The organism is Ectobacillus polymachus (assembly GCF_048159605.1).
GTDB classification, from domain to species: Bacteria; Bacillota; Bacilli; order Bacillales; family Bacillaceae_G; genus Ectobacillus; species Ectobacillus polymachus.
This window is the reverse complement of the sequence record NZ_JBLREB010000005.1, coordinates 64,658-81,929: the sequence shown is the minus strand read 5'-3', so window position 1 is coordinate 81,929 and position 17,272 is coordinate 64,658. Positions and strand designations below refer to the sequence as shown.

Genomic DNA, 17,272 nt, shown 5'->3' with positions numbered 1-17,272 from the left:
GAATGGTAAAGTGAAAGGAATTAAAATAAGTGGTACTCAGTTTATTTTCTTAATTGTTATGTTTGAACTGGGGAGTGCCTCCTTGTTAGATGTTGCTTCCCCTGCAAAACAAGATGCATGGATTGTATTATTAATAAGTGCATTGCTTGGTATGGTGAATTATCTTACTTATGTAGCGTTGTTTAACAAATACCCTACTGTTCCTCTTACAGGATATGTACGCCAAATTTGGGGAAAGTATCTTGGGTGGATTGTTGGATTCATCTATATCGTGTATTTCATGTATATCGCATCAAGATTACTAAGAGACTTTTCAGAACTGCTCATGGTATCTGCATATGTGCAAGAGTCGACTTTCATACTTGGACTTTGTATGGTAATTGTAATTATATATGGGGTTTATAAAGGTTTTGAAGTGTTTGTTAGATCGATTGGAATCATTGTTTTCATGTACTTAATGATTTTATATTGTATCATCACAGTAGAAGTAATAAGTGGTATTATTTCTTTAGATAATATAAAGCCAATCTTAGGAGATGGGTTAATGCCCGTTTTTAAACAAATATTTCCTAAGACACTAACGGTTCCTTTCGGAGAAATGATAACATTTACCATGCTATTGCCTTATTTACAAAATAAAAATCAAGCAGGGAAAGTGGGCTTAATTGGCATCTTGGTTAGCGGTATTCTTTTAGCAAATGATGCGCTGCGGCATATGGCAATAGTGGGCATAGATGTGGAACAAAGAGCGATTTTTCCGGTTTTAACGACAGCAAGTTATATTAACTTTGCTGGATTTATACAACGCATAGAGTCACTTGTTATTATTTTGATGATTATATTAGGATTTGTGAAAATTTCTGTCTTCTTTTTTTGTGCCATAATTGGTATTAGTGATTTGTTTCGAGTATCAACACCGAATACACTTATTTATCCAATTGGAATCATTATTCTGATTAGTTCTCTTATGATTGCTTCAAATTATGAAAGCCATATTCAGGAAGGATTAAAGTTTGTTCCGTTTTATTTACATGTACCTCTTCAAATCATCATTCCTTTTCTCCTACTGCTTACTGCAATTATACGAAAGAAACTGGCTTCACGATAGATATTTAAAGTATCTTCTATTATGTATCTTTCCTTATTTTCGCCGCTTTCGCGTAATAAACACAAATGAAAGAAGAAACAAAGTACCAAGTATATAATCCTCTGTTTCCATTCTATGTATTGCACCTAGTAAGGAATGTAGAAAGTATGTTAGCGGTTGTTGCTGCACTAGATCCAATAACAAAATTAAACTAAGCATGCCGGCAGATAGTACGATAGATATAAGCAATGTTTTCATAGCCGTATCCTTTTTCTTCTTATTATTTACAGATTTATTGTTTCTATACAGTAAATCATTTATAGTTATTGGTGTGTAATAAGAATAACTTATATGAATGATATAATACTAGTTGGTAGAGAGGGCGGGATGAACAATTGTTCTCATGGACAAGGAAATATCTCCAGAATTATGGCTTTCAACGAATTTTAATTTTATTGTTTTTAGCTCTCCTTTTGTACAGCCTACGAAGCATGATAAATTTCATTTTACTTACCTTTATCTTTACTTATTTAATGGATCGACTACATAAATTCATCTCATCACGGCTTCAAAAAATTATCCCGCTAAATCGTAAATTCACAGTGGCTTTACTATATATCGCACTGGCATTTGCATTATTCATTGTGATTTATAAATTCTTACCAGTTGTTACCTCGCAAATTATACAACTCGTAAAGCAATTAACGACGTTTTATAATCATCCACCCAATGATCCCGTTGTTCTGTATATCATAGAAACGATTAAGCAAGAAGGACTGTCTGGATACACAACACAATTTGTTGATTATATGTACAGATATGCAACAAATGTTGGTAAATTAGGCTTTTCTATCTTTTATTCACTCGTTTTAAGCTGTATTTATCTGTTAGAAAAACCGAAAATTATAGAGTTTACCAACCGTTTTCAGCATAGTAAGGTTTCAGTTTTCTACACAGAAACAAAGTATTTTGGTGAAAGATTTGCCAGATCCTTCGGAAAAGTGATAGAAGCACAGTTTGCGATTGCTTTTGTGAATAGTTTATTAAGCGTCATTGCTTTGTCTTTTATGCATTTTCCACAGCTGATAGGCTTAGGTCTTATGATTTTCTTTCTAGGGCTAATTCCTGTTGCAGGCGTGTTCTTTTCGTTAATTCCATTATGTACGATTGCATACATGATAGGAGGGGTAATGTATGTTGTCTACGTCATTATTATGATTACAGTTCTTCATATGCTTGAAGGCTATGTGTTAAATCCAAAGCTTATGTCAAGTAAGACAAATCTACCTATGTTCTACACGTTTATCATTCTTATTTTTTCCGAGCATTTTTTTGGAATTTGGGGGTTAATTATAGGTATTCCTATTTTTATGTTTTTACTGGATATTTTAGATGTAGAAACGAAAAAAGATGCAGATAAGGTATGATGGAAGATTTTTGTTTTCATTATTAAATTTTAACAGTTGTATAGAATATGTTACTATGAGGGTAGGAAACTTACATCTTTAAAAAACGATTGGAGGAAGTTATCCATGTCAATCTTCAAAAGATTACGTGATTTAACAATGTCAAATGTATATGCTCTTATTGAAAAAGCCGAAGATCCAATTAAGATGACAGATCAATATTTACGTGATATGCAAGAGGATTTAGCAGAAGCTGAGAAAAGTGTTGCAGCACAAATTGCCCTTGAGAAGAAATTCAAATTACTTTACGAAGAACAAGAAGCATTAGTAAATAAACGTGATGAACAAGCTAATTTAGCTGTACAGGCGAAAAATATTGATCTTGCACGCAGAGCGCTGGAAGAGAAGAAGAATGCAGAACAAAAACGTGACGAGTACAAGGCAAGTTACGAGCAAAATAAGGTAGCAGCTGAAAATCTTCGAACAAAGCTGGAAGAAATGCGTAAGCAAGTGACAGAACTAAAAAATAAACGTGAAACACTCGTAGCAAGAGTAAATGCTGCGAAAGCCCAAAAGAATATTAACCAGGCAATGTCTGGTTTTGATTCTAGTACTGCATTAGCAGGATTAAAGAGAATGGAAGATAAGGCACTTCAATTGGAAGCAGAGGCAGAAGCAAGCGGGGAAGTGTATCAAAAAGAAAAATCCCTTGATGAAGAGTTTGCAAACATGGGTAAAGATAAAGAAGTCGAAGACGAGTTAGCAAAGTTAATGAAGAAATATGAACAATAAGAAGTAGGTAAGCATAGTTTTATATTGTCACCTAAGCATGTTTGCATTTTAAGAAACATGCTTAGGTAATATATAGAAACTTACATGTGAGGAGAGAACAGGCAATGACGTGGATGAACGTTGTGGCAATGCTCGTTTGGACGATTGCGGGAACGGTAACCCTTTTCATACTTATGTGGATAGATTCTTTATTTACCAAATACAATGACTTAGCAGAGATGAAAAAGGGAAATACCGCGGTTGCAACACGCTTTGTTATGAAATTGTTTGCTCAAGGTTATATTTTGTCACAATCGATTTTAAAATCCAATGATTTATGGCAAGCATTACTCGCCTCCATTGTTTCCTTTATAATATTAGTCATTCTCCAATTTGTCGTGCAAATGATATTACATCGTATGGCAAATTTTGATTTAGATGAGGGAACATTGCAAGGTAAGGTTGCATTTGCTCTCGTAAGCGGTTCCTTGCATATAGTGGGAGCGCTTATTTTAGCTGCTTGTCTATAAAACTAGAGGGAGAGTAGACTTGTGAGTATATTTAATCGTATTAAAAATATTATGAAGAAGCCCGAGCCTCCAAAGCAGGAAAAGAGCGTATTAACATTAGTACCCGGAGACATTTTGGAAGTATCGTTAATTACCTACGAGATTATTGGTAAAACGAGTTTGAGAGATCGAAATGAAATCTTTTTAACTTTACAAGATGGCAATACAATAAGATATCTAAAAGTAGAAAGCAGAGAAAAACTGTATTATGAATTATATACACCGATTGATGGACGTCTCGATTCTATTCAAGAGGTACCGACAACAATCAATATGGATGATGTAGCGTATCATATGGAGGAGCAATTTAGTGCTCAAGTAATGAATCAAGGAAAAACTCCATTTTCATCCTCCGGTGAACAATATATTTGGGAATTTCAATCTGACAATCACAAGTTATTGCGGCTTGAATGGCAGGATGGACGTATGATGATGTATGAAGGAGAATCTATCCTGACTGCTGATGTACAAATTATACGAGGAACGTAGGAGGGACGATTATGCTAAAGCGGTTCGTTACTAGTTTGAAAGCAGCCATTGCAGTTGTACTTGTTTCTTCGTTATTGTTTGGCTGTGCGAACCAGCAATCGGTTAGTTCACTCTATCCTCTCGATTCAGCCGTAAATAACGGAAACCAGCAATCATTTGTTTATCGTGCCGAAAATAAGACTGTCCCTGAGGTGGCTAGCCAGCTTAGTGATCAGAAAAAACCTGAACAAAGCTCAAAAGTAGACGAAAATCAAATGTTTCTTGTCTACCCTGATGAATTATACAATATTCAAAAGGATAAAGATAAACCGACTGATACTTTAATCGAAGTTAGCAATAAAGAGTTTGTTCGAAATAATTATAGTCCTTCCTTTTTAGAAGGGTATTTGTTAGCGAGTGTATTAGATCGTGTATTTTTCCAAAACGGTTCGAATTATGGTGACTATCGCGGGTATACGAATCGAAATACCTATAAGCCGCGTATTGATTATCACACACCAACGGCAGACGAAAAGAAAACACTTCCTCCTCTAACCAAGCAAGGGGTAGGGAATATTATTAAACGAAGTGATTCTGGAGGGGCCGGTACATCAGCAGGATCCCAAGGTACTATTACGAATAAGAGCACACCGTCAACGGATGGAAACCAGGGGAAGGTAATTAAATCGGATACACCATCTAGTAATGTAGGACCAAAGCAATCCAGCATTACGCCCCCTAAGAGTAATTCACCTCCAAAGACGAAGGTTGGAAGCTCAGGAACGATAACAAAACGTAAATAATTAAAACAGGAGCGATGATTGAGACAATCATCGCTCCTGTTTTTCTGTTGATGAATAAGTTGAGACGAGATAATAGCTAAGCATGGCAAGTAAAATAATAAACGTACTATAAAAATAAAGAGAGCGAAATCCAATACCAGCGGCAAATCCAACGACAATCGATCCAGTCCCTATACCTAAATCAAATATGGAGAGAAAGGTAGCAGTGGCTAAGCCTTTTCGAGAAGGGGCAGCCTTTTGAATGGCAATTGTTTGAAAAAAGGGAAACACTGTTCCCCATCCTAAACCAATTAATGCTGCAGATAGAAGAAACAATTGTGCTGAATTTGCAATACTTAAAACAACCATTCCTATAGCAAACAAAAGAATGGAAGGGTAGATTACTTTGCTTGCACCATATTCATCAAACCATCTTCCGGTAAAAGGTCTTGAAAGGACGAGCACAATTGCATATACAACAAAAAAGTAGCTTGCCGAACTTGCTAAACCTATTTCTTTCGCATAAACAGATACAAAGGAGAGGATAGAAGAATAAACGAGCGCAAACAACAAAGCTACTAGTGAAATGCGAATGGCAGAAACCTCAACTAGGTTCGAAAATGAAAATGCTGCTTTTCGTAAGGAACGATCCTTTTTTGATATATCGTTTGCAACTTTGATTGAATAACCAATGATAAGTGAAAGGAATGCAAATACCGAACCTATAGTAAATAAGTAGAATATGCCAAAGCTTTGATAGATCGTTAATCCTAGAAAGGGACCTAATACCATTGCTAAGTTCGTTGACATTGCAAAATACCCCATTCCTTCCCCTCTCCTGGAATCTGGAATGACATCGGCTACAATAGTTCCCGTCGCCGTTGTTGCCATACCAAAACCGATTCCATGAAAGAAACGTAGAACTAATATGCCTATAATCCCATGTGGAATATAATACAAAAGTGAGGCAATAAAGAAGATTGCTAATGAAATAGTAAAAAATGCTCGCCTACCTATTTGTTCAATCCACTGACCAGCAAACGGACGAATAATGATAGCAGCAAATAAAAATACGGTAACCATTAAGCCTGCAGAAGAAGCAGAGCTATGTAGTGTTTGAATGGAATATATAGGTAACGTAACGAGTAGACAATAGAACACTAAAAACAGAAAAAAATTACTAAATGAGACACGTATGAAATTTGGTGTCCATAACTTTGGTTTTGTCATGGATGGTCCTCCTAAAAGTGATAAGTTCCTATGTTTGTTTTTGTAAGTTATTTACCTAGGTAAATTTATCATAGGAAGAGAAAATGAGTCAAGCACTGAAAGCTAATAAGATAGAAATGATGGAAAAGAACGTGCTACGATGATAGCACGTTCTTTCATTCTGGCAAATTAAAATTCAAAGCACAAATAGCTTAATGTACCAAGATCATACGTACGGTTAATAATCTTTGCTTCTTGATCCGGATTTCCGCTTCCCATTGCAATAAATAGTGGTACAAAGTGTTCTGGGCGTGGTACTGCAAGGCGAGCATTAGGTGCTAATTCTGCATATTTGAAAAGGGACTGTAAATCTTTTTTCTGAATATGATCGATTAACCAATCATCAAATTCAACAGCCCATTTTTCAGGTGTTGTTTGATCCCATTCGATCATACGTAGGTTATGAACGGTTACGCCGCTACCGATGATAAGAATATCTTCTTCCCTTAATTCACGAATCGCTTCTCCGATTTTATATTGTTCAGCAGGAGAAAGATAAGGATGAATGGAAACCTGTACAACAGGAATATCAGCTTTTGGATATATTCGATGTAATAGTGTCCATGCCCCATGATCTAAACCACGTGACATGTCTTTTCTAACAGGTATTCCACTCTGTGTTAGCTTTTCTGCAAGTACGGCAGCAACCTCAGAAGAACCTTTCGCACGATATTTAATGGTATATAATTCTGGTGGAAATCCTCCGAAATCATAAATGGTATCATATTCATTATCAGAAGAGGAAATAGTAAGTTCGCTGCTTTCCCAGTGAGCTGTAAAAACAATGATTGCCTTTGGACGAAGTTGTTCGCCAAGATCAGCTAGAAACTGTGTATAAGGTGTTTGTTCTATCGCAAGCATGGGAGATCCGTGTGCTAAAAATAAAGATGGCATCATCCTAATTAGCCTCCTTAATTGTAAATTAGTTAATTACTTTATGTAAGTAAGTTTACAATAGTAACTATATTCCGTCAAGTGAAAAATTCGTATTTCTTCCAATATATCTTCCTGTAAAAATTGATACAATATAAAGTGAAACTTCTAGAGGTTTAACAAAGGTAATTCATGGCATTAAATTACCTTGAATAGACTTTATTTACGTACTATAGTATGTACGTAATGACAAAGAGAGTAGAGTATATTTTTTACCCATGTAATCATAAATATCAAATTCATCCTACTCTAAAAAAAGTATTTGTTTTGCATTACATTAATTGATAAGGGGAGAATGTACTTGACACTTCTAGCACTTCAAATACTAGGAATGGCTATTTTTGCAGGAATCCTTGGTTCTATTCTGGGATTAGGAGGAGGCATTATTGTTACGCCGATTCTAACGTTATTATTTGGAATAGACATTGATCATGCAATTGGAGCAAGTATCATTACAGTTATTGCAACGTCAAGTGGAGCGGCCATTGCTTACATACGCGATCGAATTACAAATATTCGTATAGGAATGCTCTTAGAGATTGCAACTACGGTCGGTGCAATTTCAGGTGCGTTTATTGGTGGTCTTGTTTCACCGAAATTTCTTTATATTACATTTGGCCTTCTTCTTCTATACTCCGCAGCTGCTATGATAAAGAAAACGAAGAGTGAACTGCCAGGAGATGTTCCTACACATCCGCTAGCGAAAAAGCTTAAGCTAAATAATAAGTACTATGACAAGGTGCTACGTAAAGACGTCTCTTACCAAGTAGATAATGTGTATGGTGGTCTTGGGGTTATGTATGGTGCTGGTATTATTTCAGGGCTTCTTGGTATCGGTAGTGGAAGTTTTAAGGTGATGGCAATGGATATATTTATGAAGCTTCCTTTAAAAGTTTCAAGTGCAACGAGTAATTTTATGATGGGGGTTACCGGAGCAGCAAGTGCTGGGGTTTATCTTGTTCGCGGAGATATTGATCCGAAAATTGCTGCACCAGTTGCGATTGGCGTTCTAATAGGTTCTACTATTGGGGCCCGATTGATGCAATTCATGAAAAGTAAAACCATTCGAAAGATATTCATTCCAATTCTTGCGTATATTGCAATACAAATGATGATCCAAGGAGTGGGATTGAAATGATGCAGCAAGAGAGAAAACAAAAACAACCAGTTGATATAGAAGTAGTTGTTAGTTTATTTATTCGAATTGGCGTTATCATGAGTGGAACAGTGATTATAACTGGGATGCTTATGTTTTTACTGTCAGGTCACAGCGGTTATCCAGGCGATACATATCCTACTTCAATTCGAGAGATTATTATGGGATGTTTGTCATTAAAACCTTATGGTATTATGTTAACAGGTTTGGTCTTGCTTATCCTCACACCAGTACTTCGTGTAGCGGTAACTATTATTGTTTTTTTAAAGGAAAAGGATTATATATACGTTGCTATAACCTCTATCGTATTTATTATTCTTATCATTAGTCTAGCTCTAGGAAAATGATAGTATGGTAGTACTGGAAGGTATTTAATCTCCCTCTATTTAAAGGCAGTAAGGTCAAAATGGTAAAGGTTGACTGGAAAGAAAACCCTGAGGTAAGGAAAGCATCATACTCTATGTTAGGAGTTTATAGCCTATGAATCTTGAAGAATTCCATTATGTTGAACATATTGAAGAACTTAGGAAACGTCTTATTATTACGATTACTTCTTTTGTTATATTTTTAATTTTGGGGTTTGCAGGGGTAAAGCCGTTGTATCAGTTTATTACGAGAAATTTAACGACAAAGCTGGTTGTTCTTGGACCAGGAGACATTTTATCTCTTTATATTACATTAGCAGCGGTAATAGCTATATTATGCACCATACCAGTTGCGGCCTTTCAGTGCTGGCTTTTCGTCAAACCAGCGCTACGTGAATATGAGAGAAGAGCAACACTTATGTATATACCTCTATTATTTATACTATTTGCTATTGGTCTAGTTATCGGTTATTTTTTTGTATTGCCTAATATTCTTTCCTTTATTACGTTTCTTGGTGGAGATGTGTTCCGAGAAATGTATACAGTGGAAAAATATTTTGGTTTTATCATGCATCTTGTTATTCCATTTGCTCTAAGCTTTGATATGCCTGTTGTGTTTATGTTTCTTACAAGCATTGGCCTTGTTAAACCAATGTATTTACGTAAAGCCAGAAGATATGCATATTTTATTTTAGTTATTGTAGCATGCTGTATTTCTCCGCCAGAACTTGTTTCTCACTTATCTGTAAGTGTTCCGCTTATTCTTTTGTACGAAAGCAGTGTACTTGCTTCCTTTCTTGCATATCGAAGTAAACAAAAGCGTGAACAAGCTTATATGACAACCATAGAGGGGTAGTAAAACAAACTTCTATAAACAAAAAAAAATCCTAGCTATAAATGGCTGGGATTTTTTGGTTAGTTTAAAAATTATTTAGCAAATGCTATCTTTGCATTGTTTGTTTGCATTGATTTCTCAACAACGGCTAACTTCTGCTGTACTTTCGATGCGTAAGTGAAATCTCCGAAGCAATATGGATAGCGAAAATTACCTTTAAAGCCTCCGCATGTATACATGGTTGGATTTTTCTCCACTTGCATTTTCGAATATGCTTTTGCTAATTCTTCCGTATGCTTAAATCCATTTTCAGCTACAAAGTGAATATAACCGGGTCCCATATTGTAGCTTTGAATAATTGTGTCCATGTCAACATTGTTTTTTTTACCAAGCACATACATTTGATAAAAATGAGACACACCTTGTTCAATACTTTCTGAGGGATTGAGAATTGCATTTCGTTTTAAACCAGCCGATTCTGATGCTTGCATCGGATCATTGCCCTCTCCACGACTTTCTTGGTACATAATGGCTAGTAAAACATTGGTAAAATCACCGAGCTGATATTTATTTAATTCTTTTTGAATTTCGGATTTATAACCGAGTACTTTCGTTGGGGAACCGGCTGAATCAGTCGATTGGAAGTACGGGAAAATCATTACGTTGTTATTTAACCAAATCATTAATAAAAAAAGTACAATAGGCAGTAAAAAGAGGGGAATGAATCCCCGCTTTATTACTTTCATGCTAGAATCCCTCCGTTGCTACCGAATATATATATTGAAATTACATCCTAATGTATTGGTAATTATAGTTACAATCAAATTGACAAATGAATGATGATTATGTAGTTCGTTATAATAGTAACACACATCATGGCGAAGTCTTATTACATGTAGTTTACAAAATGTTGAAAAATGTTGAGGAAATATTGAGTTTATTCGACAAATTTTTTAGAAAGATATAATTGTGTAATAGAAAGCATCCCTCCTCATTTTTGAGGAGAGATGTTCTACTTGTCATGGAAGCAAAGCTTTGAAGATTGTTAAGCCAATCCCAATTAAAAATCCACAAACAGCCCCGTTTACTCGAATCCATTGAAGATCTTTACCTACGTTTTGCTCCATCATAGATACTAATGTTTCGTTATCAAGCTTATCTAAATTTTCTTGAACAAGTTTTCCAATTTTTGAATGGTTTTTTTCAATAAGAAGAGCAGCTTGTTCTTGAATCCAGTTTTCCATTTGTGTACGGTAGGAAGCATTGTTTTTCAGATTGTCCCATAAACGAAGGAGATATGGAAAAGTATCTACAACGCTACTATCATCTAATGCTTGTATCATATTATGCTTTATTTTTGAAAATAAGTCCGTAAGTTGGCTTGTGCCATCCCAGCTTGAAAGGAGTTTATCTTTCCATGTATCAATTGTAGCTAGTAATGCTTCATTTTCTTTTGCTTTTTCAAGCTCATCTCTAATTGATAGTAATACACTCGTTCTATTTTCATTATTATCGTTTTGTAAGCTTGTAATACCACTCCGAACAAAATCTTGAATGATTTGCCCCAGTTTGTCTTCGTCTACAATATTTATAAATGATTTCAGAGCAAATTGTAAAAATCCGTCTAGTTCAATATTCATCAATGCCTTCATAGCTGCACTTCCGAGCTTATGGCGTGCATCGTCCTTTTCCACCCAGTGTTGTACTTTATTTAGCAAAAAGTCTAGTACGTTTTCTTCATAATGATGGAGAAGAACGGTATCAATTGCGGAATGTAACAAAAGGTTCGTATCAATTGAACGGAGATAAGAATGTAACTCTTTTGCAGCATAGGCAGCTACTTTTTTTTCATCAATATGCTGTATGGCTTGCTGCAGGACCTTTGCTATTCCTTTTTTTAATGAAGGCTTTTCCAGTTCTAAATCAATTGCTTCTACTATTTTATCGACAATATGAATTTTCTGTAATTTATTGGTAATGCTTTCTTTCGTAAGCCATTCATTTTCAAGCATATGAATAAGACCGTTTGTTACTCGCTGCCGATTTCGTGGTAGAAGGGCAGTGTGTGGAATTGGAATACCAAGTGGATGGCGAAAAAGTGCTGTAACTGCAAACCAGTCTGCTAATCCTCCTACTAGTCCTGCTTCAAATCCTCCCTGTGCAATTGCTCCGACTACAGATTGTTGAAATGGTAATGTTGCAAGAAAGCCGGTTCCCATAATCCCTAAGGAAACGCCTGCTATCTGTTTTGTTCGAATTCGCATACTTTGTTTTTCACCCTTTACAAATACCTTACTATATGGGATACGATTGTATGATACCAATGGAATCCCATATGTTACTTTGTTTTCTTTATTATAACGTATTTGACTGTTACATATGAATAGAATTGCATGTGTGGAAGGAAAGATCCTAAATTGAATAGGAAAGATGTAGTAGAAGCACTGTACCGGGAGATTAAGAGAGTAGGTAATGCATTCAACGCAAAAAGGGGAAGGCTAATCTTTTTTGATTAGCGCAATCACCCTTATTATGCGGTTGCTTCTGAACTGTGACGTTTCATAAAGATCCAGCTGAAGGTAATAACCGGAATTAAATTGATTAGCATGATCATTGTAAGCTTAAAATCTGTTCCGATCAATACAGAATGAATCGTTACGAGAATGTACATAATCGGTGTAATGGTATGGAGTTTACGCCAAATTTTGATACCAATTACTTTTCTCACTTTTGTCGTCAAAATTGTAATGGTTAGTAAATAAAGCGAGATAATACCTAGTGCCATTGGAAGCGGCTTATAGCTAGTAGAGAACGGGATTAATAAATCACTCCACGTAAATTTCACGTAAGTATCAAAGAATAGAAATCCAAGATGAGCAAGGACGAGAATATATGCCCAGTTCGATAATGGTTCATGGAGGTTTAGCCATGAATTCATTTTCCGTTTTTTCCGTTTTAAAATCTGGGTATATAGTCCTATAATGGTTGCCAAATATAGTAATACGTATGCGACTGTTCCTGTTGCACGAATAAAGTACCAAATATATTCACTCATTATTCTTCCTCCTTCCATAAAGAGCCGTCTTGGTTCACAAGTACAGCATGTATTCCTTTTCTATGAATCCATTGCTTACCTTTCTTTTCTCCTAATAAGAGAACTACCTTTGCCCATACATCTGCTTCGACCGCTGTTGGTGCGGTAACAGTTGCAGAGATAATTGGACTTTTCGCACAATGACCTGTTGAAGGATCAATGAGATGGTGATGATACTGCCCGCCCACTAACCATTTTCGTTTTGCGGACGTTGATGTAGCAAGTCCTCCTTCTGTAATATCGATGGATGAAATGAAACCATTCTTAGAAAATGGATTTTCAATATCGATGTGCAAGGATTGTGGCAGCATTCCAAAAATTCGTATATCACCGCCAATATTGATAAAGCCATCTGCATGTGGTTCTAGTAGAGCTGCAATATAATCTAAGGCCCAGCCCTTTGCTATGCCGCCTAAATCAATTCTAGTATGAAGAGTAACAGTTCCTTTTGCTGCATCTAAAGTAAAAGGAGGTTGTGGAACGATTTCATGGAATGAGAGTGGATGTGTTTCCACTTCCTTGTCTCTAATCTGTTCTATGGACTTTGTATACCCTTCCTGTTCTAAAGAGGTTAAAATGCCTGGATTAAACATTCCATCTGTATCGTTGTAAAATTCTTCTGCTTTTTGTAGGATCTCAAATAAGGAAAATGAAACTTCTCTTTCTTGGCCTATATATTTATTTAATTGAGAAAGCTCGCTGTCTGGTCGAAAGCGACTGCATGTATTTTCAATGGCCTCAAGCCAAATTTCTACTTGATGTAGAATTTCAGAATCTAAATAGGAAACAATTCCAAGTTCAACTGATGTACTCATGGCGCGAAAGGAATATTTGTTCATGATTAGCTTCCCCCAGTTGTTGAGCTGTAGTGCTTGCTTCTTGAAGGAGTGCTACTATATCCTTGAGATGAATGCACGCTGCTTCCTTGAGAAGAACTTGAAGTGATCCCACTATCTGAATTCGTGCTACTAGAACTTCCGTCATTCGAACTTGAATTAGAATTGGAGCTGGAGCTGGTAGAATTTCCATTATCAGAATTCCCGCTAACTGAATTATCATTGCTAGTGTTGTTACTATTTCCAGTATTTGAATTATTATCTGAGCTAGAATTAAAATCAGAAGGACTGCTATTAGTTTGTTCGGAATTTGTGTCAGGTGCCGGACTTGTTTGTCCTTCTGCCTGTGTTTGATTTTGGACCTTTTCACTTTGTGCCGTAGTACTTGTATATCCTAAATAAGAAACCATACCTGCGACAAGAGAAACGCTGCTTATTCTAACACCCCAAGTAATCAATTTCTTTTGGTTCATGGTAATGAACTCCTTTTTGTTTTTTTGTCCTCTTATGTATCGTATGATAATGGTTAATTTTTAAAATAATCTTAAATTATGAAAAAAATTATGTTTGTCATACGAATTACAAGTAGTTTGTCTATGCTTTATTGACATTCCATCTTTTCGCAGATGTTTGTATAATAAGAAGATAAGGAATGGTATATGTCGATGAAAGTAGAACAAACACGACTTGTATGTTGCTAAATGCAAAGGTACATATAAGAAAATCGTAAAGGAGTGTTCCGAGATGGCTCAGTCCTTTCTTTTATTTATTTTTGCAGGACTTGCTGAAATTGGCGGAGGGTATCTTATCTGGCTCTGGCTTCGAGAAGGATACGGTGTTAGTTATGGTGTAGTAGGTGGCTTGGTTCTCGTCCTATATGGAATTATTCCTACCTTTCAACAATTTCCATCTTTTGGACGGGTATACGCTGCATATGGCGGTATTTTTGTTGCTTTATCACTTCTGTGGGGATGGGCTGTCGACCGTAAGTCACCTGATTTTTATGATTGGATTGGGGCAAGTATTTGTATTGTTGGTATGAGCATTATACTATGGGCACCGCGGCATTAATAGTAAAGGGGGAGTATCTTTGAAGATAGAGGAACAAATAAAGATGAAAATGAATCATAAAGGTATATCAATACGTAGTATAGTAAAACGAGCCTTTTTTGTTACGCTAGGTGCTTTATTGATGGCAGTTGGACTGGAGGTTTTTCTAATCCCAAACAATGTAATAGACGGTGGGATTACGGGTATTTCAATTATGCTTTCACACCTAACGGGGTTGCCTTTAGGCATTTTTATCTTTGTCATCAATCTCCCATTTTTCTTTATTGGACGTAAGCAAATTGGTAAAACATTTGCTATAACCACGTTATACGGAATTATTGTTTTGTCTGTTAGTACTGTATTATTACATACTGTACCAAAGCTAACGGGAGATATATTATTGGCGACTGTTTTTGGTGGAATTATTGTAGGGGTTGGAGTAGGATTAGTAATTCGCAATGGCGGTTCCTTAGACGGAACGGAAATAACGGCTATATTAATTAATAGTAGGCTTCCGTTTTCAGTAGGAGAAATTATTATGTTTTTTAATATATTTATCCTTGGAAGTGCAGGATTCGTATTTGGCTGGGACCGTGCGATGTACTCACTAATGGCATATTTCATTGCATTTCGTACGATTGATGTTGTGATTGTAGGGCTGGATGAATCAAAATCTGCATGGATTATTAGTGATCAGCACCAAGAAATTGGCGAGGCCATCTTAGCACGATTAGGTCGTGGTGTTACCTATTTAAGTGGGGAAGGTGCTTATACGGGTGACGACAAGAAAGTCATCTTTGCAGTTATCACACGGCTCGAAGAAGCAAAGCTTAAGTCCATTGTTGAAGAAAAAGACCCATCGGCCTTCTTAGCTGTAGCGAATATTTCAGAAGTCCGGGGAGGCCGCTTTAAAAAGAAGGGTATACACTAATACAAGCAAAAGGAATGACGGTTATCAGTCATTCCTTTTATTTGTATAGAGGGGCATCTTAGTAAGCAGGATCCGCGATAACTTTCCAATTATGATTTACTGTAGCTTGTATGACTTTATTTTCGATAATGTAGTTTGCAATCAGCTCTGCCATATCCATCGGAATTTCTTTTATCACAGGTTTATTTTGATACATCATAAAGTTTCCACCACCGCCTGCACGGTAGCTGTTCATTACAACGTCAAATTCCTGATCTAGTACAATTGGTTTTCCTTCGTAGTCTAGCTTTTGAACTCGCTTTCCAACAGGTTTAGAAATGTTTAAAATATACGAAATACCTTCCCACATATCATAATTATAATGTTGTGGCTTTGGTTCCATATAAGCGGGATTCACAACAATATCTCCATCGTTATTTACCATAAAATATTCTGCAGATTGTTCAAGAGCATCCTTAATATCACGCCCTGTAATTCGAATGACCTTTAACGTATTTGGATAAATATAGTTGGATACAATGTCACGCATCGTAATATTTGAAGGGAATCCCGGTGCATGATTATGAAAAAGGGCAGTGTTTGAGATGGAAACTTTTGCAACGTCCATTTGCACTTTATTAATAAATTCAATAAGAGCATTATCCTGCAAGCGTACTTGCATCGCATCCTTCACAATCATATTTCCTTCTATTTTTCCAATAGGCTGATCAAGCCATTGCTGTGTCATTTCTTCATACGAGGCAGCAAGCTTCAGTACATCTTCATCCGGCGTAATATTCTCCGTTGATAGTAATTCTGATTCACTGCGCGTAATGTTCCATTGGAAACCATTATGTTCGAATGTTACGCTCACTTTCCCTAGTGCATGGCCGTTAAAGCTAGGTTGTATTACCGTCACTCCATTTACTTTCTCACTAGCTATCGAACGATGCTGATGACCTGTAAGAAGGATATCAATCCCTTCAATTTCGTAACACATCGCATATCCTTGATTTTCGCCAGTTAACTTCTCAATTGGTTTTCCTGTTTGCAGGTCTCTCTCGAATCCACCGTGATAGGAGACAATAAGTAAATCTGGTTTTTCATACTCACGGATGTATTGTACCCATTTTTTTGTGGAGGCAAGAGCATCTTCAAATGAGAGTTCCGTTATATATTCTGGATTTTCCCAATTTGGAATGTAATGGGTGGTCACGCCTAGAATCGCAATTCGAATATCCTGATTTATCGTTTTAATTAAATAAGGTGTACCAAAGAATGGTTTACTAGACTGTTTATCTAGTATATTCGCTGATAGATAGGGGTAATTCGATGACGTTACTGCATGCTGCAATATATCCATACCATAATTAAACTCGTGGTTACCGATGATGGCAGCATCATAACCAATGTAATTTAAAATAACGGACATTAGATTTTCCATATGTTGCAATGACTTAGCATAATGATACATAAGGGGAGTACCTTGAATCAGGTCGCCATTGTCAATCACAATAACGGATTCATTCTGTGATCGTTCTCGTTTAATGAGTGTGGAGATTTTAGCAATGCCGACTTCAGCTGGTTCGTTATTGCCGTATTGAATGGGATATATATTACCATGAATATCGCTTGTCTCTAGAATGGTCAATTGTATTTGCTTACGCACGCTCACTTCGTTGCCTCCTTATAGATAGTTAAAAAGGGAAATAAGTAATCTGTAATAATAGTATAAAATGGG

At 36.3% G+C, this 17,272-nt stretch carries 20 protein-coding genes; 11 read left to right on the top strand and 9 right to left on the bottom strand.

Going from position 1 to position 17,272, the window contains the following annotated elements; translation table 11 throughout:
• Positions 1 to 10: 10 nt before the first annotated feature.
• On the top strand, positions 11 to 1,108 hold the full coding sequence (locus ACM5BR_RS16605; protein ID WP_416829146.1) for a GerAB/ArcD/ProY family transporter: 1,098 nt from the start codon (positions 11 to 13) through the stop codon (positions 1,106 to 1,108).
• Positions 1,109 to 1,141: 33 nt separating this feature from the next.
• On the opposite strand, the gene ACM5BR_RS16600 is transcribed toward ACM5BR_RS16605, so the two are convergent.
• A complete protein-coding gene (locus tag ACM5BR_RS16600; protein ID WP_416829145.1) occupies positions 1,142 to 1,345 on the bottom strand; it encodes a YczF family membrane protein in 204 nt (67 codons plus the stop codon).
• Between the two features lie 137 nt (positions 1,346 to 1,482).
• Here ACM5BR_RS16600 and ACM5BR_RS16595 point away from each other — a divergent pair, with 137 nt between their 5' ends.
• From ACM5BR_RS16595 to ACM5BR_RS16575, 5 genes are all read left to right on the top strand, one after another.
• Complete coding sequence (locus tag ACM5BR_RS16595) at positions 1,483 to 2,514, top strand: AI-2E family transporter (RefSeq protein WP_416829144.1); 1,032 nt, start codon at positions 1,483 to 1,485, stop codon at positions 2,512 to 2,514.
• A 105-nt stretch (positions 2,515 to 2,619) separates the two neighbouring features.
• Positions 2,620 to 3,285 carry a PspA/IM30 family protein gene (locus ACM5BR_RS16590; RefSeq protein WP_416829143.1) on the top strand — a complete coding sequence of 222 codons (666 nt, stop codon included), beginning with the start codon at positions 2,620 to 2,622 and terminating at the stop codon, positions 3,283 to 3,285.
• 104 nt (positions 3,286 to 3,389) lie between these two features.
• Positions 3,390 to 3,794 carry a DUF350 domain-containing protein gene (locus ACM5BR_RS16585; protein ID WP_416829142.1) on the top strand — a complete coding sequence of 135 codons (405 nt, stop codon included), beginning with the start codon at positions 3,390 to 3,392 and terminating at the stop codon, positions 3,792 to 3,794.
• Between the two features lie 21 nt (positions 3,795 to 3,815).
• Positions 3,816 to 4,322 carry a DUF4178 domain-containing protein gene (locus ACM5BR_RS16580; protein WP_416829141.1) on the top strand — a complete coding sequence of 169 codons (507 nt, stop codon included), beginning with the start codon at positions 3,816 to 3,818 and terminating at the stop codon, positions 4,320 to 4,322.
• Between the two features lie 11 nt (positions 4,323 to 4,333).
• A complete protein-coding gene (locus tag ACM5BR_RS16575) occupies positions 4,334 to 5,104 on the top strand; it encodes a DUF4247 domain-containing protein (RefSeq protein ID WP_416829140.1) in 771 nt (256 codons plus the stop codon).
• A 27-nt stretch (positions 5,105 to 5,131) separates the two neighbouring features.
• On the opposite strand, the gene ACM5BR_RS16570 is transcribed toward ACM5BR_RS16575, so the two are convergent.
• Positions 5,132 to 6,313 carry an MFS transporter gene (locus tag ACM5BR_RS16570; RefSeq protein WP_416829139.1) on the bottom strand — a complete coding sequence of 394 codons (1,182 nt, stop codon included), beginning with the start codon at positions 6,311 to 6,313 and terminating at the stop codon, positions 5,132 to 5,134.
• 168 nt (positions 6,314 to 6,481) lie between these two features.
• Positions 6,482 to 7,249: a DODA-type extradiol aromatic ring-opening family dioxygenase gene (locus ACM5BR_RS16565; RefSeq protein ID WP_416829138.1), complete on the bottom strand. Its 768-nt coding sequence runs from the start codon at positions 7,247 to 7,249 to the stop codon at positions 6,482 to 6,484.
• 331 nt (positions 7,250 to 7,580) lie between these two features.
• On the opposite strand from ACM5BR_RS16565, the gene ACM5BR_RS16560 reads away from it, so the two are divergent.
• From ACM5BR_RS16560 to tatC, 3 genes are all read left to right on the top strand, one after another.
• Positions 7,581 to 8,423, top strand: a complete 843-nt coding sequence (locus ACM5BR_RS16560) for a sulfite exporter TauE/SafE family protein (protein WP_416829137.1) — start codon at positions 7,581 to 7,583, stop codon at positions 8,421 to 8,423.
• Positions 8,420 to 8,788: a DUF1634 domain-containing protein gene (locus ACM5BR_RS16555; RefSeq protein ID WP_416829136.1), complete on the top strand. Its 369-nt coding sequence runs from the start codon at positions 8,420 to 8,422 to the stop codon at positions 8,786 to 8,788. Before ACM5BR_RS16560 ends, ACM5BR_RS16555 begins: the two co-directional genes overlap by 4 nt.
• 133 nt (positions 8,789 to 8,921) lie before the next feature.
• The gene (gene tatC / locus ACM5BR_RS16550; protein WP_416829135.1) at positions 8,922 to 9,662 is read left to right on the top strand and encodes a twin-arginine translocase subunit TatC; all 741 of its coding nucleotides are present in this window, start codon (positions 8,922 to 8,924) and stop codon (positions 9,660 to 9,662) included.
• 71 nt (positions 9,663 to 9,733) lie between these two features.
• Here the strand turns inward: tatC and ACM5BR_RS16545 are convergent, their stop codons facing one another.
• The 5 genes from ACM5BR_RS16545 to ACM5BR_RS16525 all read right to left on the bottom strand — a co-directional run bounded on the left by ACM5BR_RS16545 (position 9,734) and on the right by ACM5BR_RS16525 (position 14,044).
• On the bottom strand, positions 9,734 to 10,387 hold the full coding sequence (locus ACM5BR_RS16545; protein WP_416829134.1) for a lysozyme family protein: 654 nt from the start codon (positions 10,385 to 10,387) through the stop codon (positions 9,734 to 9,736).
• Between the two features lie 273 nt (positions 10,388 to 10,660).
• Entirely contained in the window at positions 10,661 to 11,905 is a 1,245-nt protein-coding gene (locus tag ACM5BR_RS16540) for a DUF445 domain-containing protein (protein ID WP_416829133.1), read from the bottom strand.
• 266 nt (positions 11,906 to 12,171) lie between these two features.
• A complete protein-coding gene (locus tag ACM5BR_RS16535; RefSeq protein WP_416829132.1) occupies positions 12,172 to 12,696 on the bottom strand; it encodes a ferric reductase-like transmembrane domain-containing protein in 525 nt (174 codons plus the stop codon).
• Entirely contained in the window at positions 12,696 to 13,574 is an 879-nt protein-coding gene (locus tag ACM5BR_RS16530) for an FAD:protein FMN transferase (RefSeq protein ID WP_416829131.1), read from the bottom strand. The genes ACM5BR_RS16535 and ACM5BR_RS16530 overlap by 1 nt, the downstream gene beginning before the upstream one ends.
• Positions 13,575 to 13,576: 2 nt before the next feature.
• A complete protein-coding gene (locus ACM5BR_RS16525) occupies positions 13,577 to 14,044 on the bottom strand; it encodes a hypothetical protein (RefSeq protein ID WP_416829130.1) in 468 nt (155 codons plus the stop codon).
• A 271-nt stretch (positions 14,045 to 14,315) separates the two neighbouring features.
• Here ACM5BR_RS16525 and ACM5BR_RS16520 point away from each other — a divergent pair, with 271 nt between their 5' ends.
• Together ACM5BR_RS16520 and ACM5BR_RS16515 are read left to right on the top strand one after the other, a co-directional pair.
• Entirely contained in the window at positions 14,316 to 14,642 is a 327-nt protein-coding gene (locus ACM5BR_RS16520; protein WP_416829129.1) for a YnfA family protein, read from the top strand.
• A 49-nt stretch (positions 14,643 to 14,691) separates the two neighbouring features.
• Positions 14,692 to 15,552 (top strand): YitT family protein, encoded by an 861-nt coding sequence (locus ACM5BR_RS16515; RefSeq protein WP_416829196.1) that lies wholly within the window; start codon positions 14,692 to 14,694, stop codon positions 15,550 to 15,552.
• 58 nt (positions 15,553 to 15,610) lie between these two features.
• On the opposite strand, the gene ACM5BR_RS16510 is transcribed toward ACM5BR_RS16515, so the two are convergent.
• Positions 15,611 to 17,206, bottom strand: coding sequence for a bifunctional metallophosphatase/5'-nucleotidase (locus ACM5BR_RS16510; protein ID WP_416829128.1), 1,596 nt, complete (start codon positions 17,204 to 17,206; stop codon positions 15,611 to 15,613).
• Between the last annotated feature and the right edge of the window lie 66 nt (positions 17,207 to 17,272).